Origin of the sequence: Campylobacter cuniculorum DSM 23162 = LMG 24588 (assembly GCF_002104335.1) — a bacterium.
Lineage (GTDB): Bacteria > Campylobacterota > Campylobacteria > Campylobacterales > Campylobacteraceae > Campylobacter_D > Campylobacter_D cuniculorum.
Map to the genome: position 1 here is coordinate 20,590 of NZ_CP020867.1, position 19,093 is coordinate 39,682.

General features: G+C 32.4%; 14 protein-coding genes and 1 pseudogene. 5 read left to right on the forward strand and 10 right to left on the reverse strand.

Translation table 11 applies throughout. From position 1 onward, the window contains the following. Positions 1–10: 10 nt before the first annotated feature. The 5 genes from CCUN_RS00160 to CCUN_RS00180 form a co-directional block, all read right to left on the reverse strand. The gene (locus CCUN_RS00160) at positions 11–1,084 is read right to left on the reverse strand and encodes a hypothetical protein (RefSeq protein WP_027304934.1); all 1,074 of its coding nucleotides are present in this window, start codon (positions 1,082–1,084) and stop codon (positions 11–13) included. 12 nt (positions 1,085–1,096) lie between these two features. After that, the gene (locus CCUN_RS00165; RefSeq protein WP_027304935.1) at positions 1,097–1,327 is read right to left on the reverse strand and encodes a hypothetical protein; all 231 of its coding nucleotides are present in this window, start codon (positions 1,325–1,327) and stop codon (positions 1,097–1,099) included. Between the two features lie 106 nt (positions 1,328–1,433). Next, a complete protein-coding gene (locus CCUN_RS00170) occupies positions 1,434–4,304 on the reverse strand; it encodes an FAD-binding and (Fe-S)-binding domain-containing protein (protein ID WP_027304936.1) in 2,871 nt (956 codons plus the stop codon). A gap of 214 nt (positions 4,305–4,518) precedes the next feature. Beyond that, positions 4,519–5,097, reverse strand: coding sequence for a ribonuclease HII (locus tag CCUN_RS00175; RefSeq protein ID WP_415270572.1), 579 nt, complete (start codon positions 5,095–5,097; stop codon positions 4,519–4,521). After that, positions 5,063–5,302 carry a ComEA family DNA-binding protein gene (locus CCUN_RS00180; protein ID WP_027304938.1) on the reverse strand — a complete coding sequence of 80 codons (240 nt, stop codon included), beginning with the start codon at positions 5,300–5,302 and terminating at the stop codon, positions 5,063–5,065. Before CCUN_RS00180 ends, CCUN_RS00175 begins: the two co-directional genes overlap by 35 nt. 155 nt (positions 5,303–5,457) lie before the next feature. Between CCUN_RS00180 and ilvD the strand changes: the two genes are divergently transcribed. From ilvD to CCUN_RS10210, 4 genes and pseudogenes are all read left to right on the forward strand, one after another. Then, entirely contained in the window at positions 5,458–7,134 is a 1,677-nt protein-coding gene (gene ilvD / locus CCUN_RS00185) for a dihydroxy-acid dehydratase (RefSeq protein WP_027304939.1), read from the forward strand. Positions 7,135–7,338: 204 nt separating this feature from the next. Beyond that, positions 7,339–8,253: a cytochrome-c peroxidase gene (locus CCUN_RS00190; protein WP_035175580.1), complete on the forward strand. Its 915-nt coding sequence runs from the start codon at positions 7,339–7,341 to the stop codon at positions 8,251–8,253. After that, positions 8,240–8,941 (forward strand): annotated as a pseudogene (locus CCUN_RS10205) (DAHL domain-containing protein); the annotation flags it as partial. The gene CCUN_RS00190 and the pseudogene CCUN_RS10205, both read left to right, overlap by 14 nt. A 510-nt stretch (positions 8,942–9,451) precedes the next feature. Then, positions 9,452–10,036, forward strand: coding sequence for a methyl-accepting chemotaxis protein (locus CCUN_RS10210; RefSeq protein ID WP_415270573.1), 585 nt, complete (start codon positions 9,452–9,454; stop codon positions 10,034–10,036). 603 nt (positions 10,037–10,639) lie between these two features. Here the strand turns inward: CCUN_RS10210 and CCUN_RS00200 are convergent. The 4 genes from CCUN_RS00200 to CCUN_RS00215 all read right to left on the reverse strand — a co-directional run bounded on the left by CCUN_RS00200 (position 10,640) and on the right by CCUN_RS00215 (position 15,113). Next, positions 10,640–12,259, reverse strand: a complete 1,620-nt coding sequence (locus tag CCUN_RS00200; protein ID WP_035175594.1) for a cation acetate symporter — start codon at positions 12,257–12,259, stop codon at positions 10,640–10,642. Positions 12,260–12,295: 36 nt separating this feature from the next. Next, positions 12,296–12,649, reverse strand: a complete 354-nt coding sequence (locus CCUN_RS00205; RefSeq protein ID WP_027304943.1) for a DUF485 domain-containing protein — start codon at positions 12,647–12,649, stop codon at positions 12,296–12,298. Between the two features lie 286 nt (positions 12,650–12,935). Further along, entirely contained in the window at positions 12,936–13,814 is an 879-nt protein-coding gene (locus CCUN_RS00210) for a homoserine O-succinyltransferase (protein WP_027304944.1), read from the reverse strand. A 21-nt stretch (positions 13,815–13,835) separates the two neighbouring features. Next, on the reverse strand, positions 13,836–15,113 hold the full coding sequence (locus CCUN_RS00215) for an O-acetylhomoserine aminocarboxypropyltransferase/cysteine synthase family protein (RefSeq protein ID WP_035175583.1): 1,278 nt from the start codon (positions 15,111–15,113) through the stop codon (positions 13,836–13,838). Between the two features lie 421 nt (positions 15,114–15,534). Here CCUN_RS00215 and carB point away from each other — a divergent pair, with 421 nt between their 5' ends. Further along, positions 15,535–18,810: a carbamoyl-phosphate synthase large subunit gene (gene carB / locus CCUN_RS00220; RefSeq protein ID WP_027304946.1), complete on the forward strand. Its 3,276-nt coding sequence runs from the start codon at positions 15,535–15,537 to the stop codon at positions 18,808–18,810. Positions 18,811–18,865: 55 nt separating this feature from the next. Here carB and CCUN_RS09910 read toward each other — a convergent pair whose 3' ends face one another. Then, positions 18,866–19,093, reverse strand: a complete 228-nt coding sequence (locus CCUN_RS09910) for a hypothetical protein (RefSeq protein WP_169732367.1) — start codon at positions 19,091–19,093, stop codon at positions 18,866–18,868.

Below are 19,093 nucleotides of genomic sequence, written 5' to 3' on the forward strand. Positions count from 1 at the left end.
ATTTAAAAAATTAAGCTTTTAAATCAAGTATTTTATCTGTTATGGTGAAGCTTTTTGTATGAAGAAGTTCTTGAAATAAATGATTAAAGTCTTGCACATTTTGCTTATTTTCTAACATTTGAACCAGTTTAGGAAAATATTTTTTAGCTAAGTTTTTTTCTTCAATGCTTAAGGTGCTTAGGTCTGTTGAGGATAAGAGTTTTGTGTATATTTTTTCTTTGTCATCTTTATCTTGAAAAATTTTTAGCTTTTCTTCATTTCTTTTTGCAAGTTCTTGCTTGATTTTTTCTTTGTATTGTTCTAAAAATTGATCAAAATCTTCTTTGCTTAAACCCAATAAAGGATTGTCTTTTATAAGCTCATTAAGCAGATCTTTGATGAAATTATGATAAATATTCTTATCATAATCTGTATATTTTACAAGTCCATCAAAATCTCTATCCAAACGTAAAGCTTTATCAAGAGCTAGATTGAGTGTATCACTTGTAAAGAAATCTTTATATTTTTCCCTAAGCTCCTCACTTAAATCAGAAAAATTTCTATGCGTTTTCATATCATGAGCAGATAAGAACATACCACCATAGCATAAGCGATTTGGTATAAAAAGGCTTTTTAAATTAAGTTTTTCTTCATCATCAATGAGTCCATCTTTGTTCGCATCTGCTTGCAAATAATTTTGATTTTGTGCTATTTCATTATACCAACCCCATACATAAGCATTGCTTTCTCCATCGAGTAAAAATGAACCATCTTTTCTTTGATGCACTGAACCAAATTCTTTATTGAGAAAAATCACTGCTTCTTTGCTTAATGCAATTTGAGTGATTTTATTGCCTGTGATATTTGTAAAATAAACCTTTACAAATTCCTTTTCAAGCTCCTTTTTATCCTCATGTTGCAATTCATCAAGTGCTTCAAAAGCATCTTGTAATTCGTTGATTTTTTCATTGATTAATTCATTTTGTTTAGAATCTCTTGTAACAACTGCAGAATTTATACTTACATAAGAAATTGTGCTTTTACGCAAGGCTTTATCATCTACAATCTTCCCATAGGGATTGAAGCTGTCTGAAAAAATATCCACTACAAAATTTCCTTAAGGTTTATAAGAATTAACACATCTCATATAATCCAAAGTATTTCTACCATACCATTTTGCACAAAGATTTGTGTAATAGTAGTAATTGTTTGAATTAAAATATCCCGGTCTATAAGGTCTGTGCACTGAATAAGGATTTGTATAATATCCATATGCTCTAGTTTCATCAGCTGTTAAAATTGTTAAAAAAGAGCCGATGAAAAAGCCTAGTAAAATGAGTTTTTTCATCTCCATTGCTCCAAATTCTAAAATATCAGTTTAAACTAGATTTTAGCCTACAGACACTTAAAAATAAATTAAGACATTTTTTAACCGAAAATGCACACAGAAAAGATTAAGAATTTTCTATTGTTTTTGCAGATGAAACCTCATCAAGCAGATAAATAATATGCTCCCAATTTTTATCTGTCGCAGCACTCAAACCTAATTCACAAGTACTTGAACTTGCATACATTTTTTTAACTTCAAGTTTTTTAAAATGGTTTTTTAAATCTTCTAAGGCGTTTTGATTGAATTGAGGATTTATAAAGCCCTTATTTCCCGCAAAAGCACAGCAATAAGTTCCAGAATGCGTATAAACTTTTGCCTTCGTGCAACTTTGAGCAAGTTCAACAAGACTATCCGCCCAGCCTCCTTTTTTAGTCGCACAAACAGAATAAATTCCAATATTTTCATCAAGAGCCTTAATGTCAAGCTTTGATAAAATGAATTCTTTGACAAAAACACTCATATCATAAATTTTAAGTTTTTCAAAGCCTTTTAAGTCCTTAAGTTTGTCTAAAATTTCAGCAGAACAAGCACTATGATCACAAACAATAGCAATATCTCCATTGCAAGAACAAAGCAATAATTCTTGTAAGGCAAAATGCAAAGGATTGAGTGAAGGTTCTTTTTGAGTGTAATGCTTAAAAGCTTTTCCACAACACATTTTTTCTATATTTTTTGGATAAATAAGCTTGATATTTGCCTTAAGACATAGGCTCTCAAATACTTCTTGTATAGGGCGTTTGTTTGCACTAAAAGCACGATTAAGACAACTTGAAAAATACACCACACTTGCGGAATTTTCATTTTTTTCAAAGTAAGAATTTGAAATTTTATCCTTAAAAGTATAGGAATTTTTGTGTGGCATAGTCTTTAAAATCACCGGAGTATTGAATTTTTGATTCAATTTAAAGCTCAATCTTTCAAGCCTGTCTTGACCAAGTATTTTAGAGCCAAAATCAAGCATACTCATACCAAATTTTGCTAAATTTATAGTTTTATCCATATGAGAGGAGAGGGTTTTTGCAATAAAAAGCTCTTTTTTTGATGCCTTGTTATTGTAATAAGAATTCGCAATTTTTGCTGTATCAATCTCAATGGGACAAAGCGTAGAACACATTGAACAAGTTGCACAAGTATCTATCACAAAATATTTATATCCTTTTTGTAAATTTTCTAATTCCTCTTCTTGTTCTTTACTTTTTTCTTTTAAGGATTGAAGGCGTTTGATTTCTCTATGCACAGCAATTCTTTGTCTTGGAGTGAGAGTAAAATTCTTGCTCGGGCAAACCTTTTCACAAAAACCGCATTCCATACAAGCTTCGAGATAATCCTCGATTTGATGAGAGGGTTTTAAATTTTTTATATGAATTTGAGGATCCTCGCAAAGAATCACATCCGGATTGAAAAGCTTTTGAGGATCAAAGATTTTTTTAATGCGTTGATTGATTTTATAGGCTTTCTCACCCCATTCTTGCTCGATAAAAGGTGCCATCATACGTCCTGTGCCGTGCTCTGCCTTAGTGCTGCCTTTTAAAGTAAGCACTAAATTCACCATAGCATCCATAAATTTTGCAAAATTTTCTTTTTCCACCACATCATCTAAAAGCGGAGTGATAATAAAATGCACATTCCCACTTAAGGCATGTCCAAAGATAATGCCTTGAAAATTATAGAGCTCAAAAAGCTTTGTAATGCCTTCAATGCCTTTTGCGAAATTGTCAATTTCAAAGCAAATGTCTTCTGTAATAACCGTGCTTTTTGGACGCTTATTAGCCGCAGATATGGGCAATAAACCCTTACGAATTTTCCACCAACTCGCTTGTTCTTGCTCATCAAAACTAAAATTTATCCCAAAAAGTGTAGGAATATTTTCAAGCTCTTTTGTGATGAAGGCTGTGTTGTTTTTAAGAAGTTCTTTTTGATTTTCTTCAAGCTGGATTAAAATACAGCAATTTCCTTCTTTTAATTCTTGTAAAATTTGAGGCAGACCTTGCATATGAGACATAGCTTTTAAACACGCATAGTCCATAATCTCTGCCGCACTGACTAAGGCATCGTTTTTTGAAAGTGTTTTAATGGCTAAAGATGCTAGGCTAAGATTTTCATAAAAAAGCAAGGCACAAGCTTTAAATTTAAAGTCCTCCACAGCATAATACTCCACCCTTGAAACAAAACCCAAAGTTCCTTCAGCCCCTATAAAAATATGATTTAAAAGATCTTTAATATCGCTAAAATCTATGAAAGTGTTAAGACCATATCCTGTGGTATTTTTGATGCGAAATTTACGTTCAATCTCCTTGCATAGCTCTTTATCCTCTAAAATTTCTTTTCTAAGACTTAAAAGTTCATCGACAAGCTTTTGATGAGTTTGGATGAATTCTTTAAGATTTTCAGAATCAGAAGTGTCTAAAATAAAGCCATCATTTAAAATCACACGCACGGATTTAATGGTTTGATAGCTGTTTTGTTTAACTCCGCAACACATACCGCTTGAATTGTTTGAAAAAATTCCCGCTATACTTGCATTGTTTATGGTTGCGGGGTCAGGTCCTATTTTTTTGCCAAATTTTTTAAGGGCTTCGTTTGCTTGTGAGGCGATAACTCCACAATCACACCATAGAGAATTTTCATTTGCTTCAATCCTTTGCCACCCCTTCATGCACACCACAAGCACATGATTTGTGCAAGCTTGTCCGCTTAAGCTTGTTCCAGCAGCTCTAAAAGTAAGAGGGATATTGAATTTTTTGCTTAATAAAATGATTTTTTGCACCTCTTCTTCATTATTTGGTTTTAAAACGAGTTTTGGGATATAGCGATAACAAGATGCATCGATTCCGTAGGCAAAGCGTCTAAGATAATCATCATAAATTCTACATTCCTCTGCGTTGAGTAGAAATTTTTTGCATTCTTTTTTGAAATTTTCATAAGCTGCTTGCATTGATTTATCCTTTTTTTAATTGATTTGGAAAAATATCATTTTAGAATTTAAAGCCCTAAAATACACTTAACTCAATAAAGAAATTTTTTTACAAATATCGTAAATTTATTAAAAATTTTGAATCATTAACAAAAATAAAGGCGAATTTTTAGAGTATTGAAAATTTAAATCATACAATTTATCTTAAAAATTTTCATCAAAAATTAATGTGTTTTTAAAGCAATTTAAAGCTTTTTCTATGAATTTTGCATATTCCAAATTTCGCAATGAGTTCTTTGTGCCTTTTTGTGCCATAAGCTTTGTGTTTTTCAAATTCATAGCAAGGAAAATCTTTAGCAAATTGCTTCATTATTCTATCTCTGCTCACCTTAGCTAAAATGCTTGCAGCACTGACTTCATTGACTAAGGAGTCGGCTTTGATGAGGGTTTTGATTGAATTGACTCCAAAATTTGTATTGCCATCATAAAGAAATATAGAATTTTTAAAATGAAGTTTTATGATTTCAAGCCCTTTTTTAAGACAAAAGCTAAGCCCTAATTCATCGATTTGTTCGCTTGAAAAAGCAAGGATTAAAAATTCCGAATTTTGAGTGATGAGTCCATAAAATTGTTCCCGCTTTTTTTCATTCAGTTTTTTCGAATCTGTCAATCCTTGTAGCTTAGATTTAAGCTTACAAGCAGCCATCATCATAGGACCTGCTAAGGCTCCGCGTCCCGCTTCATCTATGCCAACAAGTTCGCTTTTGTCTGTAAAAAACTCATTCAACTGAAATGGAGTCTTTGATTTCTTCAAAGGTTTTTTCACCTATGCCTTTAACCTTTTTAATGTCTTCTATGCTAGTGAAATTTTGGTCTTTGCGGTATTCTAAAATCGCTTCAGCCTTTGTTTCACCTATACCTTTAAGAGTTTGAAGTTCTTCTTTACTCGCGGTATTGATATTAACAGCTGCAGATAAAAGGCTTATAAAAGCAAAGATTAAAAATAAGATTTTTTTCATTTTTTTTCCTTTATTGTGTGAAATTTACTTTTAATTTTAAATCATTTTTGTTAATCAAAATCAAATCATTTAAAATCGGGCTTAAATTTAAATTTGATTTTATTTAAATTTGATTATACTTTAAAAACATTTGATAAAAATAAAAGGAGTAATTGATGAGAAGCGATGCGATTAAAAAAGGACATTTAAAGGCTCCAAATCGTTCTTTACTAAGAGCGTGTGGTTTGAAAGATGAGGATTTTGATAAGCCTTTTATAGGTGTTGCAAATAGTTATATAGACATTATTCCGGGTCATTATTTTTTAAATGAATATGCCAAGATTATTAAAGATGAAATTCGAAAAAATGGTTGTGTGCCTTTTGAATTCAATACCATAGGTGTTGATGATGGTATAGCTATGGGACATAAGGGTATGCTTTATTCTTTACCGAGCCGTGAAATCATTGCAAATTCAGTTGAATCTGTTATGAATGCTCATCAGCTCGATGCTTTAATCTGTATTCCAAATTGCGATAAAATCACTCCCGGAATGCTTATGGGTGCTTTAAGGGTCAATGTTCCTACGATTTTTGTAAGCGGTGGTCCTATGAGAGCGGGTTTGAGTAAAAAAGGCGAAAAACTCACTTTAAGCAGTGTTTTTGAAGCGGTTGGTGCCTATGAAACGCAACAAATCAGCGAAGAAGAGCTTAAAGATATAGAGTGTCAAGCCTGTCCGGGTGGCGGTTCTTGCTCGGGAATGTTTACTGCAAATTCTATGAATACGCTTTGTGAAGCTATGGGTATAGCTTTAAAGGGTAATGGGACAATTTTGGCTCAAACTCCACAAAGAGAAGAGCTTTTGAGAAAAGCAGCAAAGAGAATTTGCGAGATTGCTTTAGATGAAAAATTTAAAATTCGCAATATCGTCAATGAAAAAGCCATCAGAAATGCTATGGTTGTAGATATGGCAATGGGTGGAAGCTCAAATACTATTTTGCATATGCTTGCTATATCAAGAGAAGCTGGAGTGCCACTTGAGATTAAGGATATTAATGAGATAAGCAAAAATACTTCACACATTGCAAAAATCGCTCCTTCTTTACCGAGTGTTACGATGAAAGATGTTGATGATGCAGGGGGGGTGAGTGCTGTGATAAGAGAAATTTCTTTACAAAAAAACCATATGCTTGAGCTTGATACTCTTACTATCACGGGAGAAAGTTTAAAAGAACGTATTGAAAATGAGGCTATTAAAGATGAAAATATCATTCATAAGGCAGAAAATGCTTATTCAAAGGTCGGGGGACTTGCAATTTTATTTGGAAATTTAGCCGAGCAAGGTTGTGTGATAAAAACAGCTGGAATTATAGGAGAGCGTCAATTTAAAGGCAAGGCAGTGTGTTTTAATTCTCAAGATGAAGCCATTAGCGGGATTATAAAGGGTAAAGTCAAAAAAGGCGATGTTTGCGTGATTCGTTATGAGGGACCTAAAGGGGGTCCGGGTATGCAAGAAATGCTTAGCCCAACAAGTCTTTTAATGGGTATGGGTTTGGGTGCTGATGTGGCACTTATTACGGATGGAAGATTTAGCGGAGCAACAAGGGGTTTGAGTGTGGGGCATATTTCGCCTGAAGCCGCTGAAGGAGGACTTATAGCACTTTTACAAGATGGAGATGAAATAGAGATTGATGTAGATTCTTACACAATCAATGCCGTTTTAAGCGAAGAAGAAATTTCTAAAAGAAAGGCTTCTTATAAGGCTCCTAAAAAAGAATTAAACTCAAGATGGCTTAAAATGTATCAAAAACTTGTAAGCAATGCAAGCAAAGGAGCTGTATTGGATATGGAGTAAATTTTTATATTTAAAGATAAAAGTATAAAATTTTATGCTTTTTGAAAAGATTAACTTTTTGTTTTTTTTTTTTTTTGATATTATCGCAAATTAAATATTAATTTGCGAAACTTTTAATCAATTCACTTTCGCTTCACACAAGATAAGTAGAATGTAAATTTCTTAATTTAATATTTAGTTTAATATTTTAACAAGGATATTTTAATGAAAAATTATTTTGTAAGTATAGTGATTTTGATAAATTTTTTATTTGCTCAAGATATAATCAATCCAATTCCTACAAGCATAGCTTATGACAAAGCTAAAGCTAAACTCGGTAAAAAAATTTTTATGGACACTTCTTTATCAAAAGACGGCACAATCAGCTGTAATTCTTGTCATGATTTGAAAAATTTTGGCGTTGATCATAAAGAAGTTTCAACAGGGGTGGAAAATAAATTAGGCAGAGTGAATTCTCCTAGCGTTTTTAATTCTGTTTTTAATTTTGTTCAGTTTTGGGATGGACGTGCTAAGGATTTGGTAGAACAAGCAAAGGGTCCATTTTTTAATCCTGTGGAAATGGGCTTAACTCCTGAAATTTTAATTGAAAAGGTTAGTGCAAATAAAGATTATGTTAAAGAATTTGATGAGCTTTTTGGAGAATTAAGTGTTGATACAATCGCTTTAGCCTTAGCTGAATTTGAAAAAACTCTCATCACTCCTCATTCCCCTTTTGATAAATGGTTAAGAGGAGACGAAAACGCTATTTCAGTTCAAGCTAAAAGAGGTTTTGAGTCTTTTAAAGCTAATGGCTGTATTTCTTGTCATCAAGGGCAAAATATCGGTGGAAATATGTATCAAAAAATCGGAATTTTTGAGGTTTATCCTAATGAAGAATCTTCTTTAGGGAGGTTTGAACAGACAAAAAAACAAGAGGATAGATTAGTCTTTAAAGTTCCAAGCTTAAGAAATGTTGCTAAAACTCCACCCTATTATCACGATGGTTCAATTCCTAGTCTTGATGCTTGCATTCAGTTTATGGCGTATTATCAATTGGGCAAATTTTTGGAAAAAGATGTGGTAGAGGATATTGTAGCATTTTTGGAAAGCTTGACAGGAGAATACAATGAAGCAAACTAGAAAATCCACCTTTTTGAAAAAATTTATTTTTCTAAGTTTATTTGTTTTATTTTTTGTTTTATTGCTTAGCTTTTTTATCTTTAACAATTATACTTCTTTCCAAAAAAATGAGAAAATCACAAGCCTGCTTCAAAATTTAGCGATTTTAGACAGCAAAATGGATAGAATTTTTGAAAATAAATTCACTCTTAATAATTATGATGAAGAAGTTTCACAGGCAAAAGAATTTGAAGAGGGTTTGAATGCTTTAAAAAAATTGAATGTAAATGTTTCAAGTATTGAAGAAATTTTTAGAGCCAAGATTGAGCAAATTGAAAAATTTAAATCCGCAAATTCCATAGCCATCAATTCAAAAACTTATCTTTATGAGCTTGAAAATTCTTTGGTTGCTTCATATAATGAGGATAATTTTTCTAACCCAAATGCTTATAAAATTATGAGCAATACAAATCAAATTTTAACCATACTTGCAACTCAAAATATACTTGAATCAAGCACACTTAGTCAAATTGAAAAGTTGCTTAAAAATATCGAGCTTGAAAGCGAAAAAAATGATGAAAATCTTAATTTATTCATCAAACATCTTAAAACTGCTCTCAATCAAATTGAGATTATGCAAAAGAATTCATCTTTATATACAAATAATGCTTTGAGTTTAGAGCTTAAAAAATTTTCATCTCAAATTAAAGCTGAATTTGCTTCATCAAGTTTATATGAGCTTTATATTGCTGTAATTATTGCGGCTTCGACTTTAATTTTGCTGATTTTGTTTATTGTTTTAATCCTTAAAAAAGTCATCATTCCTATATCCACACTTGAAAGATTGAGTGCAAATTTGGCAAGTGCTGAAGCTAATTTACAAGCTCGATTAGAAATCGATTCAAAAAGTGAATTAGGTGCGAGTGCAACTTATATCAATTCTTTTATAGAAATTGTGCAAAATTCTGTCCTTGAAGCGAGTGAAAATGCAAAAGAAAGTCATAAATTTTCACAACAACTTAAAAACAATGCCCATTTACTCCAAACAAGCTCAAGTGAGCAAAATGAAGAAATAAAAAGCGTGAAAAATATCACACAGGACTTAGATGAACATATTTCTTTATCGGGGAATTTAGCAAATGAAACCATAGAAAATATGCAGCATACGCATACTTTGATGAATAAGGTTGAAACAACTCTAAATGGGCTTACTGAACTTATGATTGCTAACAACGAAAAAGAACAAGGCGTGATTGACAATATGGAAAATCTCACTCAAACAGCGGATAATATTTTAGGCATAACTAATTCTATTAAAGATATAGCTGAACAGACAAATCTTTTAGCCCTCAATGCTGCCATTGAAGCCGCTCGTGCTGGAGAACACGGACGCGGCTTTGCTGTTGTGGCTGATGAGGTAAGAATTTTGGCAGATAAAACAGGAAAATCCCTTGCGACAATCAACGCAACTGTGCAAACCATAGTCCAGCAGATTAATGATAATAAATCTTTGATGGATTTAATCGGAGAATCTATGAAAGACACCCAAGCTAAGGTTAATGATTTGCAAAAAGACCTTGTCGATTCTATGTATAAATTACAAAGCTCAATACAATCAACCCAAAATATGAAAGAAAAAAGTATAGAAGTTAAAGAAAAAATGCTGAATTTAGAAGGCAACATCCAAAAAGTGAGTGCTCTTGCAAATTCAGTTAAAAAACTTTCTAAAGAAGTCAATGATATATCTGAAAATGTATTGAATGGAGCTTCTAAACTTTCATCTAAACTTAGCACTTTTGTGTGATAAAGCAGTTAAATTCTAGTATATCTTAGAATCATATTTGATTTTAAGATAAAATTTTTATCGAAATTGATAAAATATAAATAAAAAATACAAATGTTTTAAAGCCCAAAATTATAAGCCTAGAAACAGAATTAAAATGTTTTATAGTAAGAATAGCAACGGCTTAAATTTGGCATTGCTTAGATGCAAGAATATAATTAAAGCTAAAACTTTGATAAATTTTAAATGAGTGCAAATAAAATTAATAAAAATTATATTAATATCCGCTACGGTTTTTCACTTCATTTTCTTAAGGTATTTTGAATAAAAATTTTTAAATTTTAATGAGTTTTGATTTATATTTTGTTTTTGAAAAAATAAAATTTTTTTATCAATAAACCCTTCAATCAAAATCTTAAAAAGCTTGTAAAAAACCAAAAGAGTCATTTTAAGCAGTCAATGATATAAATTTCTTCTAATTTGTTATTATTTTTTACCCTCTTTGGAGTATTTTAAATCGTATGAATTGATACAAAAATTCATTTTTTTAAATTTTAAGAGTTTGATAAAACCTTCACAAAGTTAAATCTTATTGTAAAAAGGGCTTTTTTAAGCCCTTTTTTGTCAATGAGACGTAGCTTCACTGATTCCCACCCCGCTTTGTGCTCTAAAATTCTGTGCTTCAAAGCCCTCTTTGTCTATTCTTGCTCGTTTTGAATCATCGAGTTTTGAAATGACATAAATCAAAATAAAAGTTAAAGGCATAGAAAAAATCGCAGGGTGATTATAAGGAAAGATCGCTTGAGTAAATCCAAAGCTTTTCACCCAAATGCTAGGGCTTAAAATAACAAGACTAACAACAACAATGAGTCCTATCAATCCTCCCCAAAACGCACCTTTAGTTGTCAAATCTTTCCAATAAAGGCAATATAAAAGTATAGGGAAATTCACACTTGCAGCAATTGCAAAAGCAAGTCCAACCATAAAAGCAACATTTTGATTTTCAAAGATAATTCCTACAAGTATGGCTAAAATTCCTAGACAAGCTGCGGATATTCTTGTAACTCTTAATTCTTCTTTTGGGTCGCAAACTCCATTTTTACAAACATTAACGAATAAATCATGGCTGATGGCTCCTGCTCCAGAAATCGTAAGTCCAGCCACAACAGCAAGTATGGTTGCAAACGCTACTGCAGAAATAAAGCCTAAAAACACACTTCCACCCAAAACTTCAGAAAGTAAAACCGCAACCATATTTGTAACACCATTAAAAGTTCCATCTTCGTTAGTGTATAAAGGATTTCCAAGTAAAAATACAATGGCTCCAAAACCTATAATAAAGGTTAAAATATAAAAATATCCTATCAAAGAGGTTGCATAAAATGCTGATTTTCTAGCTTCTTTAGCATTCCTAACCGTGAAAAATCTCATCAAAATATGAGGCAAACCCGCTGTTCCAAACATTAAAGCAAGTCCTAAGGATACAGCTGAAATGGTATCAGGTAAAAAGGTTCCCGGTTTCATAATCTTCTCCCCACTTGGATGATGAGCTATGGCTTGTTGAAAATATGAAGTTAAATCAAATTTAGTCAGATATAAAATCATAATAGCCATAAAAGTTGAACCGCTTAAAAGTAAAATAGCCTTAATGATTTGCACCCAAGTTGTCGCGTGCATACCCCCAAAGACAACATAAATCATAATCAAAATTCCCACTAAAACAACCGCAGAGGTGTAAGGAAGACCAAAAAGCACCTGTATGAGCTGTCCAGCTCCTACCATTTGTGCTATGAGATAAAAAATGACTACGCTTAAGGCTGAAATTGCCGATAAAATGCGAATAGGTTTCGAGTCTAAGCGATAAGCTGTTATATCGGCAAAGGTGTATTTTCCAAGATTTCTTAATTTTTCAGCAATTAAAAATAAAACAATAGGCCAACCCACTAAGAATCCTATAGAATAAATAAGCCCATCAAAGCCATTAGAAAAAACTAAGGCAACTATACCCAAAAAGCTTGCGGCACTCATATAATCACCGGCAATAGCCACGCCATTTTGCCAACCGGTAATATTTCCACCTGCAGTGTAAAAACCAGTCGTTGATTTGGTTTTCTTGCTTGAGTAATAAGTGATGAATATGGTAACAGCCACGAAAGCCACAAACATAAAAATAGCGGTTAAATTTAAATCGCTCTTTTTTGCATCCGATAAATCCACAGAAGCTGCATTTAAAAAGGTCGTCATATAAATAAAATAAGATAAAATTTTCATGGTTTTTCCTTATTCTTGAATTTTATAAGTTATTTTTCCATTTTTAAGATCTTCCATAAGCCCACTTTTTTCTATATCGCTTAGGATTTCATCTTGATCTTTGTCCATATATTGATTTGCTACAAAAGTGTAAAGTCCTGTAACAATAATACAAGATACAATGATAAAAATTCCATAAATTATTCCAAGCGAAACAGAGCTTGTTCCTATCCGTGAGCCTAGAACTTCAGGGGCCATTCCAATACCAAATACGAAAACATAATATAATACCAGAATCACCAAAGACAACAACAAAGAAATTTTGTTTCGAAAAGAAACAAAATTTCTAAACCTCAGCAAAACATTTTTCTGTTCCTGTGTCATAAATACTCCTTAATATTTGATTTATACTAAATATAGCATTATTTTAATAAATTGTAAAATAAATTTTTAAAAAATAATATAATTTTAATCTTAAAATAGTGTATAAAAGTAACATTACATTTTGTTTAAGTATAAATTTGAAACGGATTAATTTTAGATTTTTATTTAAAAATTAGGTATTTAAATGAAATTTGTATTCAAACAGAATCATAAAAATTGAAAATAAATTTATTTTTATAAAACCAAGTCTATTTTTTGATTACAATTTAAATTTGTGTAAAATTGACTAAAAACTCAACACATAAGGTGTGCTTTGATACACATCATAATTGAGCCAATTTGAGAAAATCGTATTTGCATTTGAACGCCAATTGTATGCAATCTCACCTTTTTCATCAAAATAATTTTTTGGAGCTTGAATCTTTGCATCTCTTTCGTATTCAAGGTTTAGAGTGTTTTTGAAATATTCTAAATGCCCTAAGATAAATATATCTTGTTTGTCTCTTAGCATTGAAATGCCCGCTTCATCATTTTCAAGCAAAATTTTTAATTCTTTATGATTTAAAATTTGAGCTTCATTGATATGGCTGTGTCTTGAATGAGGCATTAAAACTCTTTCATTTAAATTTGTGAGGATAAGGTCTTGATTTTTGATTGTATGAGAAAAAACTCCAAAGCATTTTTTATCCAAAGCATATTTTTCAATCCCATAAAAATAATAAAGTGCTCCCATTGCACCCCAGCAAAGATACATTGTGCTTGTAACATTTTCGCGTAAAAAATCAAAAATTTGCTTTAATTCTTCCCAATACTTAACATCTTCAAAATTCATAAGTTCGACAGGAGCACCCGTAACGATGGCTCCGTCAAATTTTTTGTTTTTAATCTCATTGACACCTTGATAGAATTTTTCCATATGAGTCAAAGGCGTGTTTTTGCCAACATAACTTTGAGTCGCAATAAAACTGATATGAATTTGCAAAGGAGAATTTGCCAAAAGAGATAAGAGTTGATTTTCTGTTTCAATTTTGGTTGGCATGAGATTGAGGATTAAAATTTCAAGTGCTCTTATATCTTGAGAATTTGCTCTTTGTGTATCCATAACAAAAACACTATTTTTGAGTATGTCAAAAGCTGGAATTTCTTTTGGTATAACTAATGGCATTTTTTCTCCTTATATTTTAAATCAATTTTCAATCGCTTGTTTTAAATCATCGATTAAATCTTTCGCATCTTCAAGTCCTATGCTAAGACGCACCGTTGTAGGAGAAATTCCTGCTGTTTTTAGCTCATTTTCATTGAGTTGAGAGTGCGTTGTACTTGCTGGATGGATGATAAGGGATTTAGAATCTCCTAAATTTGCAACGATTTCAAAAATTTTTGTTCGATTGCAAATGGCTCTTGCGTGAGCTTCATTCTTTGCTTCAAAACTTATAAGTCCGCTTGCTTGTGTGGAAACAAAGTATTTTTTAAGCAAAGGATAATAAGCATTGTTTTGCAAACCCGGATAATTAACCTCCTTAATATCAGGATGAGACTCTAAAAATTTTGCAACTTCTAAGGCATTAGAGCTGTGTTTTTTGATTCTAAGCCCTAAGGTTTCAAGTCCTTGTATCAGTATCCAAGCATTTTGTGCAGAGAGGGTTGCACCGATATTTCTTAACCATTCTGTAATGATTCTTATGCAAAAAATCGGCAAATTTAAATCCGCATAAACAAGCCCGTGATAACTCGCATCGGGAGTGTTGAAAGCTGGATATTTAGGATTGTTTTTAATCAATTCATTTAAACCCTTTCTTTCTATCACCACTCCGCCTAAAGCACTGCCTTGTCCATTGACATATTTGCTCAAAGAATGCACCACAACATCAACACCAAAATCAAAAGCTTTATGCAAAAATGCCGTTGCAACGGTATTATCACAAATGGTTATAATGCCGTGTTTCTTAGCAATTTGGACGATTTTTTCTGTATCTGCGATGGAAATTTGCGGATTTGAAAGGCTTTCAAAAAAAATCGCCTTAGTCTTTTCGTTGATTGATTTTTCAAGTGTGCTTAAATCATCAATATCAAATTCCTTGCTTGAAATTCCAAATCTTTTTAAAGTATGCTGAATCAGTGTATTTGTGCCTCCATAAATTTTATTTGAAAAAAGTATATTGTCTCCATTTTGAGCACAATTGACCAAAGCATAAAATGAAGCTGCGGAACCACTTGAGGCACAAACCGCAAATTCTCCACCCTCAACCGCTGCAAGTCTTCTTTGCAAAACATCCACCGTAGGACTTGTCAGTCTTGCGTAAATATTTCCAAGCTCTTTAAGGGCGAAGCGATTGCCGGCTTGTTCTAAATTTTCAAAGCTAAAAGCTGTGTTTTGATAGATGGGCACACTAATAGTTCTTTGAGTGTCAAATTCATATCCTGCGTGTAAAGCAAGTGTATTTTGTAAATGATTTTCTGCCATAATTTTTCCTTTATTGTGTAAATTTTTATCATAAAAAAGTCCTAAAACTTTAAGACTAAACTTAAAACTAAATGTGAGTATTTTGGTAAGATTGATTAAGGATTAAGCACGCAAAGCGTGCATCATAGCAGACATAGAAAAAAAGCAAATTAAGTTAAAAACAGATGAAAATGTTAAGACCATATTTTACTCCTTTCCTAAGTATTTTATTATTGTAAGTATTAAAAAATTTAGGGATTATACTTTAAAAAATATAAAAGTATTCTTAAATTATATTCCAAACTTCGATTTTTGATATTAAATATTTCTCAATTTTAGCATATTTCATTGCATAAATTTGTCATTTTATCTCAAATTTTTAAGCTTTCAAAAACAAAGACTTTGTTATAATTTCTTAAAAATCAGCTTTTTAGGAATATCAATGCCAAAACGAACGGACATTAAAAGCATTTTGCTTATAGGAAGCGGACCTGTTGTGATAGGACAGGCTTGTGAATTTGATTATTCAGGCACTCAAGCAGCTAAAACCTTGAAAGAACTAGGCTATCGCGTTGTGCTTATCAATTCAAATCCTGCTACCATTATGACAGACCCGGAATTTGCAGATGCAACTTATATCGAACCAATCACAAAAAAAAATATTTTAAAAATCATTAAAAAAGAAAAAATCGATGCGATTTTACCGACTATGGGCGGACAAATCGCTCTCAATGTTGCTATGGAAGTTTATGAAAGCGGACTTTTAGGGCAGGTGAAATTTTTAGGTGCTAATCCGGAGGCGATTAAAAAAGGCGAGGACAGACAAGTTTTTAAAGAATGCATGAAAAAAATCGGTATGGATTTACCAAAATCAATGTATGCTTATGATTATGATGAGGCCCTAAAAGCAAGCACGGAAATAGGCTTTCCTTTGATGATACGAGCTTCTTATACCTTAGGCGGTGCAGGAAGTGGAGTGGTGTATAATTTAGATGAATTTAAAGAGCTTGCCACTCAAGCCTTAAATCTTAGCCCTATCCACGAAATTTTAATCGAAGAAAGTCTGTTAGGCTGGAAAGAATACGAAATGGAGGTCATAAGAGATAGACTTGATAATTGTATCATTGTTTGTTCAATTGAAAATTTAGATCCTATGGGCGTTCATACCGGAGATTCTATCACTATCGCACCTGCTTTAACACTCACAGATAAAGAATATCAAGTTATGCGCAATGCTTCTTTTGCTATATTAAGAGAAATCGGCGTCGATACCGGCGGTTCAAATGTGCAATTTGCAATCAATCCAAAAAATGGCAGAATGATAGTCATAGAAATGAATCCTAGAGTTTCAAGGTCTTCAGCCCTTGCAAGCAAGGCTACAGGCTATCCTATTGCTAAAGTTGCTACGCTTTTAGCGGTGGGTTTTAGTTTGGACGAGATTAAAAACGATATTACAATGACTCCAGCTTCTTTTGAGCCTGTGATTGATTATATTGTAACAAAGATTCCACGTTTTACTTTTGAGAAATTTCCGGGTGCAAATGATATTCTAGGCACAGCGATGAAAAGTGTTGGCGAGGTTATGGCAATAGGTCGCACTTTTAAAGAAAGCATACAAAAAGCCCTTTGTTCGCTTGAAAAAAATTATAGCGGTTTTGATAGAATGAAGATTGAGGATAAAAATGATTTGATTTTTAAGATAAGAAATCCCAATGAAAAAAGACTTTTATATATAGCACAAGCTTTTAGAGAAGGTTTAAATGTAGAAGAAATTCATGCTTTATCAAACATTGATTCTTGGTTTTTAGAGCAGATTAAAGAATTAATCGCATTTGAAAAACAAATCGATATGGATATTTTAAACAACAAAGCCTTGCTAAGAAAGGCTAAAACTATGGGTTTTTCTGATAAAATGATAGCTTTTTTGGTGAATTTAAAAGACAATCTTGATCTCTCTCAAAATGATATTTATTACGCGAGAATGAAACAAAAAATCATTGCTGAATTCAGTGAAGTTGATACTTGTGCAGGAGAATTTAAAGCCTTAACTCCTTATCTTTATTCTAGCATTAATGTCAGCGAAATGACACAAAGTAAGAGTGAGAATAAAAAAGAAAGAGATAAAAAAGTCCTTATCATAGGAGGTGGTCCTAATCGCATAGGACAGGGTATAGAATTTGATTATGCTTGTGTTCATGCGTGTTTTGCTCTTAAAGATATGAATATTAAAACCATTATGTATAATTGCAATCCAGAAACCGTTTCTACTGATTATGATACAAGCGATATTTTGTATTTTGAACCCATTGATTTTGAGCATTTAAGGGCTGTTATTGAAAGAGAAAAACCCGATGGAATCATCGTTCATTTTGGGGGACAAACCCCTTTAAAATTTGCTAAAAGATTGAGTGCATTTGGAGCTAAAATCATAGGCACAAGTGCAAGAGTGATTGATTTGGCTGAAGACAGAAAGAAATTTTCAGAATTCATCAATAAACTTGGAATCTCTCAACCTAAAAATTCCACTGCAACAAGCGTTGAAGAAGCTGTGATTAAAGCTAATGAAATTGGCTATCCGCTTTTGGTGCGTCCTAGTTATGTTTTAGGCGGTAGAGCTATGCGAGTGGTGCAAAATGAAAATGAATTGCGTCTTTATATGCAAGAAGCGGTTGATGTGAGTGATAAAAGTCCCGTTTTGCTCGATGAATTTTTAAACAATGCAACCGAACTCGATGTGGATGCTATAAGTGATGGTAAGGAAGTTTATGTCGCTGGGATTATGGAACATATTGAAGAAGCGGGAATTCACTCCGGAGATAGTGCTTGTTCTTTGCCTCCTTGCAGTATCGATGAAAAAACTCAAGAATTGATTAGAGAAAAAACAGCAGATATTGCTTTAAATTTAGGAGTTATAGGGCTTTTAAACATACAATTTGCTCTTTATGAAAATAAACTTTTTATCATCGAGGTCAATCCTAGAGCCTCAAGAACCGTGCCTTTTGTAAGCAAAGCAACGGGTATTGCCTTAGCTAAGGTTGCTACGCGTGTGATGTGGCAGGGAAATTTAAAAGAAGCCTTAAAATTTTATGATAAATTTAAAATTGTCGATGATAAACATAAAATTTTGCGTCCTAAAAAACCTCAATATGTAAGCGTGAAAGAAGCGGTATTTCCTTTTGCAAAACTTAATGGAAGTGATTTAGAGCTTGGTCCTGAAATGCACTCAACCGGAGAAGTTATGGGTATTAGCAAGGATTTTGCAAATTCTTATGCTAAGAGTCAGCTTGCAGCTTTTAATGTCTTGCCTGAAAAGGGTAAAGTTTTTATTTCTTTAAAAAATTCAGATAAAAAACAAGCCAAAAAACTTGCACAAGAATACTCAAAACTTGGCTTCACTCTTTTAGCAACAAGTGGCACTTGTGCAGAAATTCAAAATGCAGGTTTTGAGTGTGAGCGTGTCTATAAAATTTCAGAAGGACGTCCAAATGTTGAAGATAAGCTTAAAAATGGTGAGATTCAGCTGGTGATTAATTCAAGCGATGAGAAAAGTTTTAAAAGCGATACTAAAAAAATTCGTGAAAATATCATTCGTTTTAAAATTCCTTATTTTACAAATTTAAGGGCCGCTTTTGCAGGTGCAAAGTCTATCAAGGCAATGCAAGATGAAACTTATGAAGAGATTAAAAGCTTACAAGAATGGCTTAAATATGAAAAATAAATGAAGTTTTAAAGCGTTTAAAAATCTTTAAAACTTCATAGTGAAACCAAGCTTTTTATGAAGTTAAAACTTTAAATACAGCTTGAGTGTATCGCTTGAATTTAAATGAGATAAAAATGAAAAAACAAAGAATGTAAATGAAAAAATGTAAAGCTGTTTCCATAGAAGTTGGTATGCAAAATTCAGCTCTTGCAACCTCTTTTGCTGTTAATTTTAATCCTGTTGCCACAATAGCAGGAGCAGTTTTTAACGTATGGCATAATATTTCAGATTCTATCGCCAC

What these genes read in the sequence shown, in the direction of transcription:
- CCUN_RS00205 (WP_027304943.1), bottom strand. Translation starts at nt 12,649, where the DNA reads ATGACACAGGAACAGAAAAATGTTTTGCTGAGGTTTAGAAATTTTGTT.
- CCUN_RS00170 (WP_027304936.1), bottom strand. Translation starts at nt 4,304, where the DNA reads ATGCAAGCAGCTTATGAAAATTTCAAAAAAGAATGCAAAAAATTTCTA.
- CCUN_RS00215 (WP_035175583.1), bottom strand. Translation starts at nt 15,113, where the DNA reads ATGGCAGAAAATCATTTACAAAATACACTTGCTTTACACGCAGGATAT.
- carB (WP_027304946.1), top strand. Translation starts at nt 15,535, where the DNA reads ATGCCAAAACGAACGGACATTAAAAGCATTTTGCTTATAGGAAGCGGA.
- CCUN_RS00210 (WP_027304944.1), bottom strand. Translation starts at nt 13,814, where the DNA reads ATGCCATTAGTTATACCAAAAGAAATTCCAGCTTTTGACATACTCAAA.
- ilvD (WP_027304939.1), top strand. Translation starts at nt 5,458, where the DNA reads ATGAGAAGCGATGCGATTAAAAAAGGACATTTAAAGGCTCCAAATCGT.
- CCUN_RS00165 (WP_027304935.1), bottom strand. Translation starts at nt 1,327, where the DNA reads ATGAAAAAACTCATTTTACTAGGCTTTTTCATCGGCTCTTTTTTAACA.
- CCUN_RS00180 (WP_027304938.1), bottom strand. Translation starts at nt 5,302, where the DNA reads ATGAAAAAAATCTTATTTTTAATCTTTGCTTTTATAAGCCTTTTATCT.
- CCUN_RS10210 (WP_415270573.1), top strand. Translation starts at nt 9,452, where the DNA reads ATGATTGCTAACAACGAAAAAGAACAAGGCGTGATTGACAATATGGAA.
- CCUN_RS00190 (WP_035175580.1), top strand. Translation starts at nt 7,339, where the DNA reads ATGAAAAATTATTTTGTAAGTATAGTGATTTTGATAAATTTTTTATTT.
- CCUN_RS00200 (WP_035175594.1), bottom strand. Translation starts at nt 12,259, where the DNA reads ATGACGACCTTTTTAAATGCAGCTTCTGTGGATTTATCGGATGCAAAA.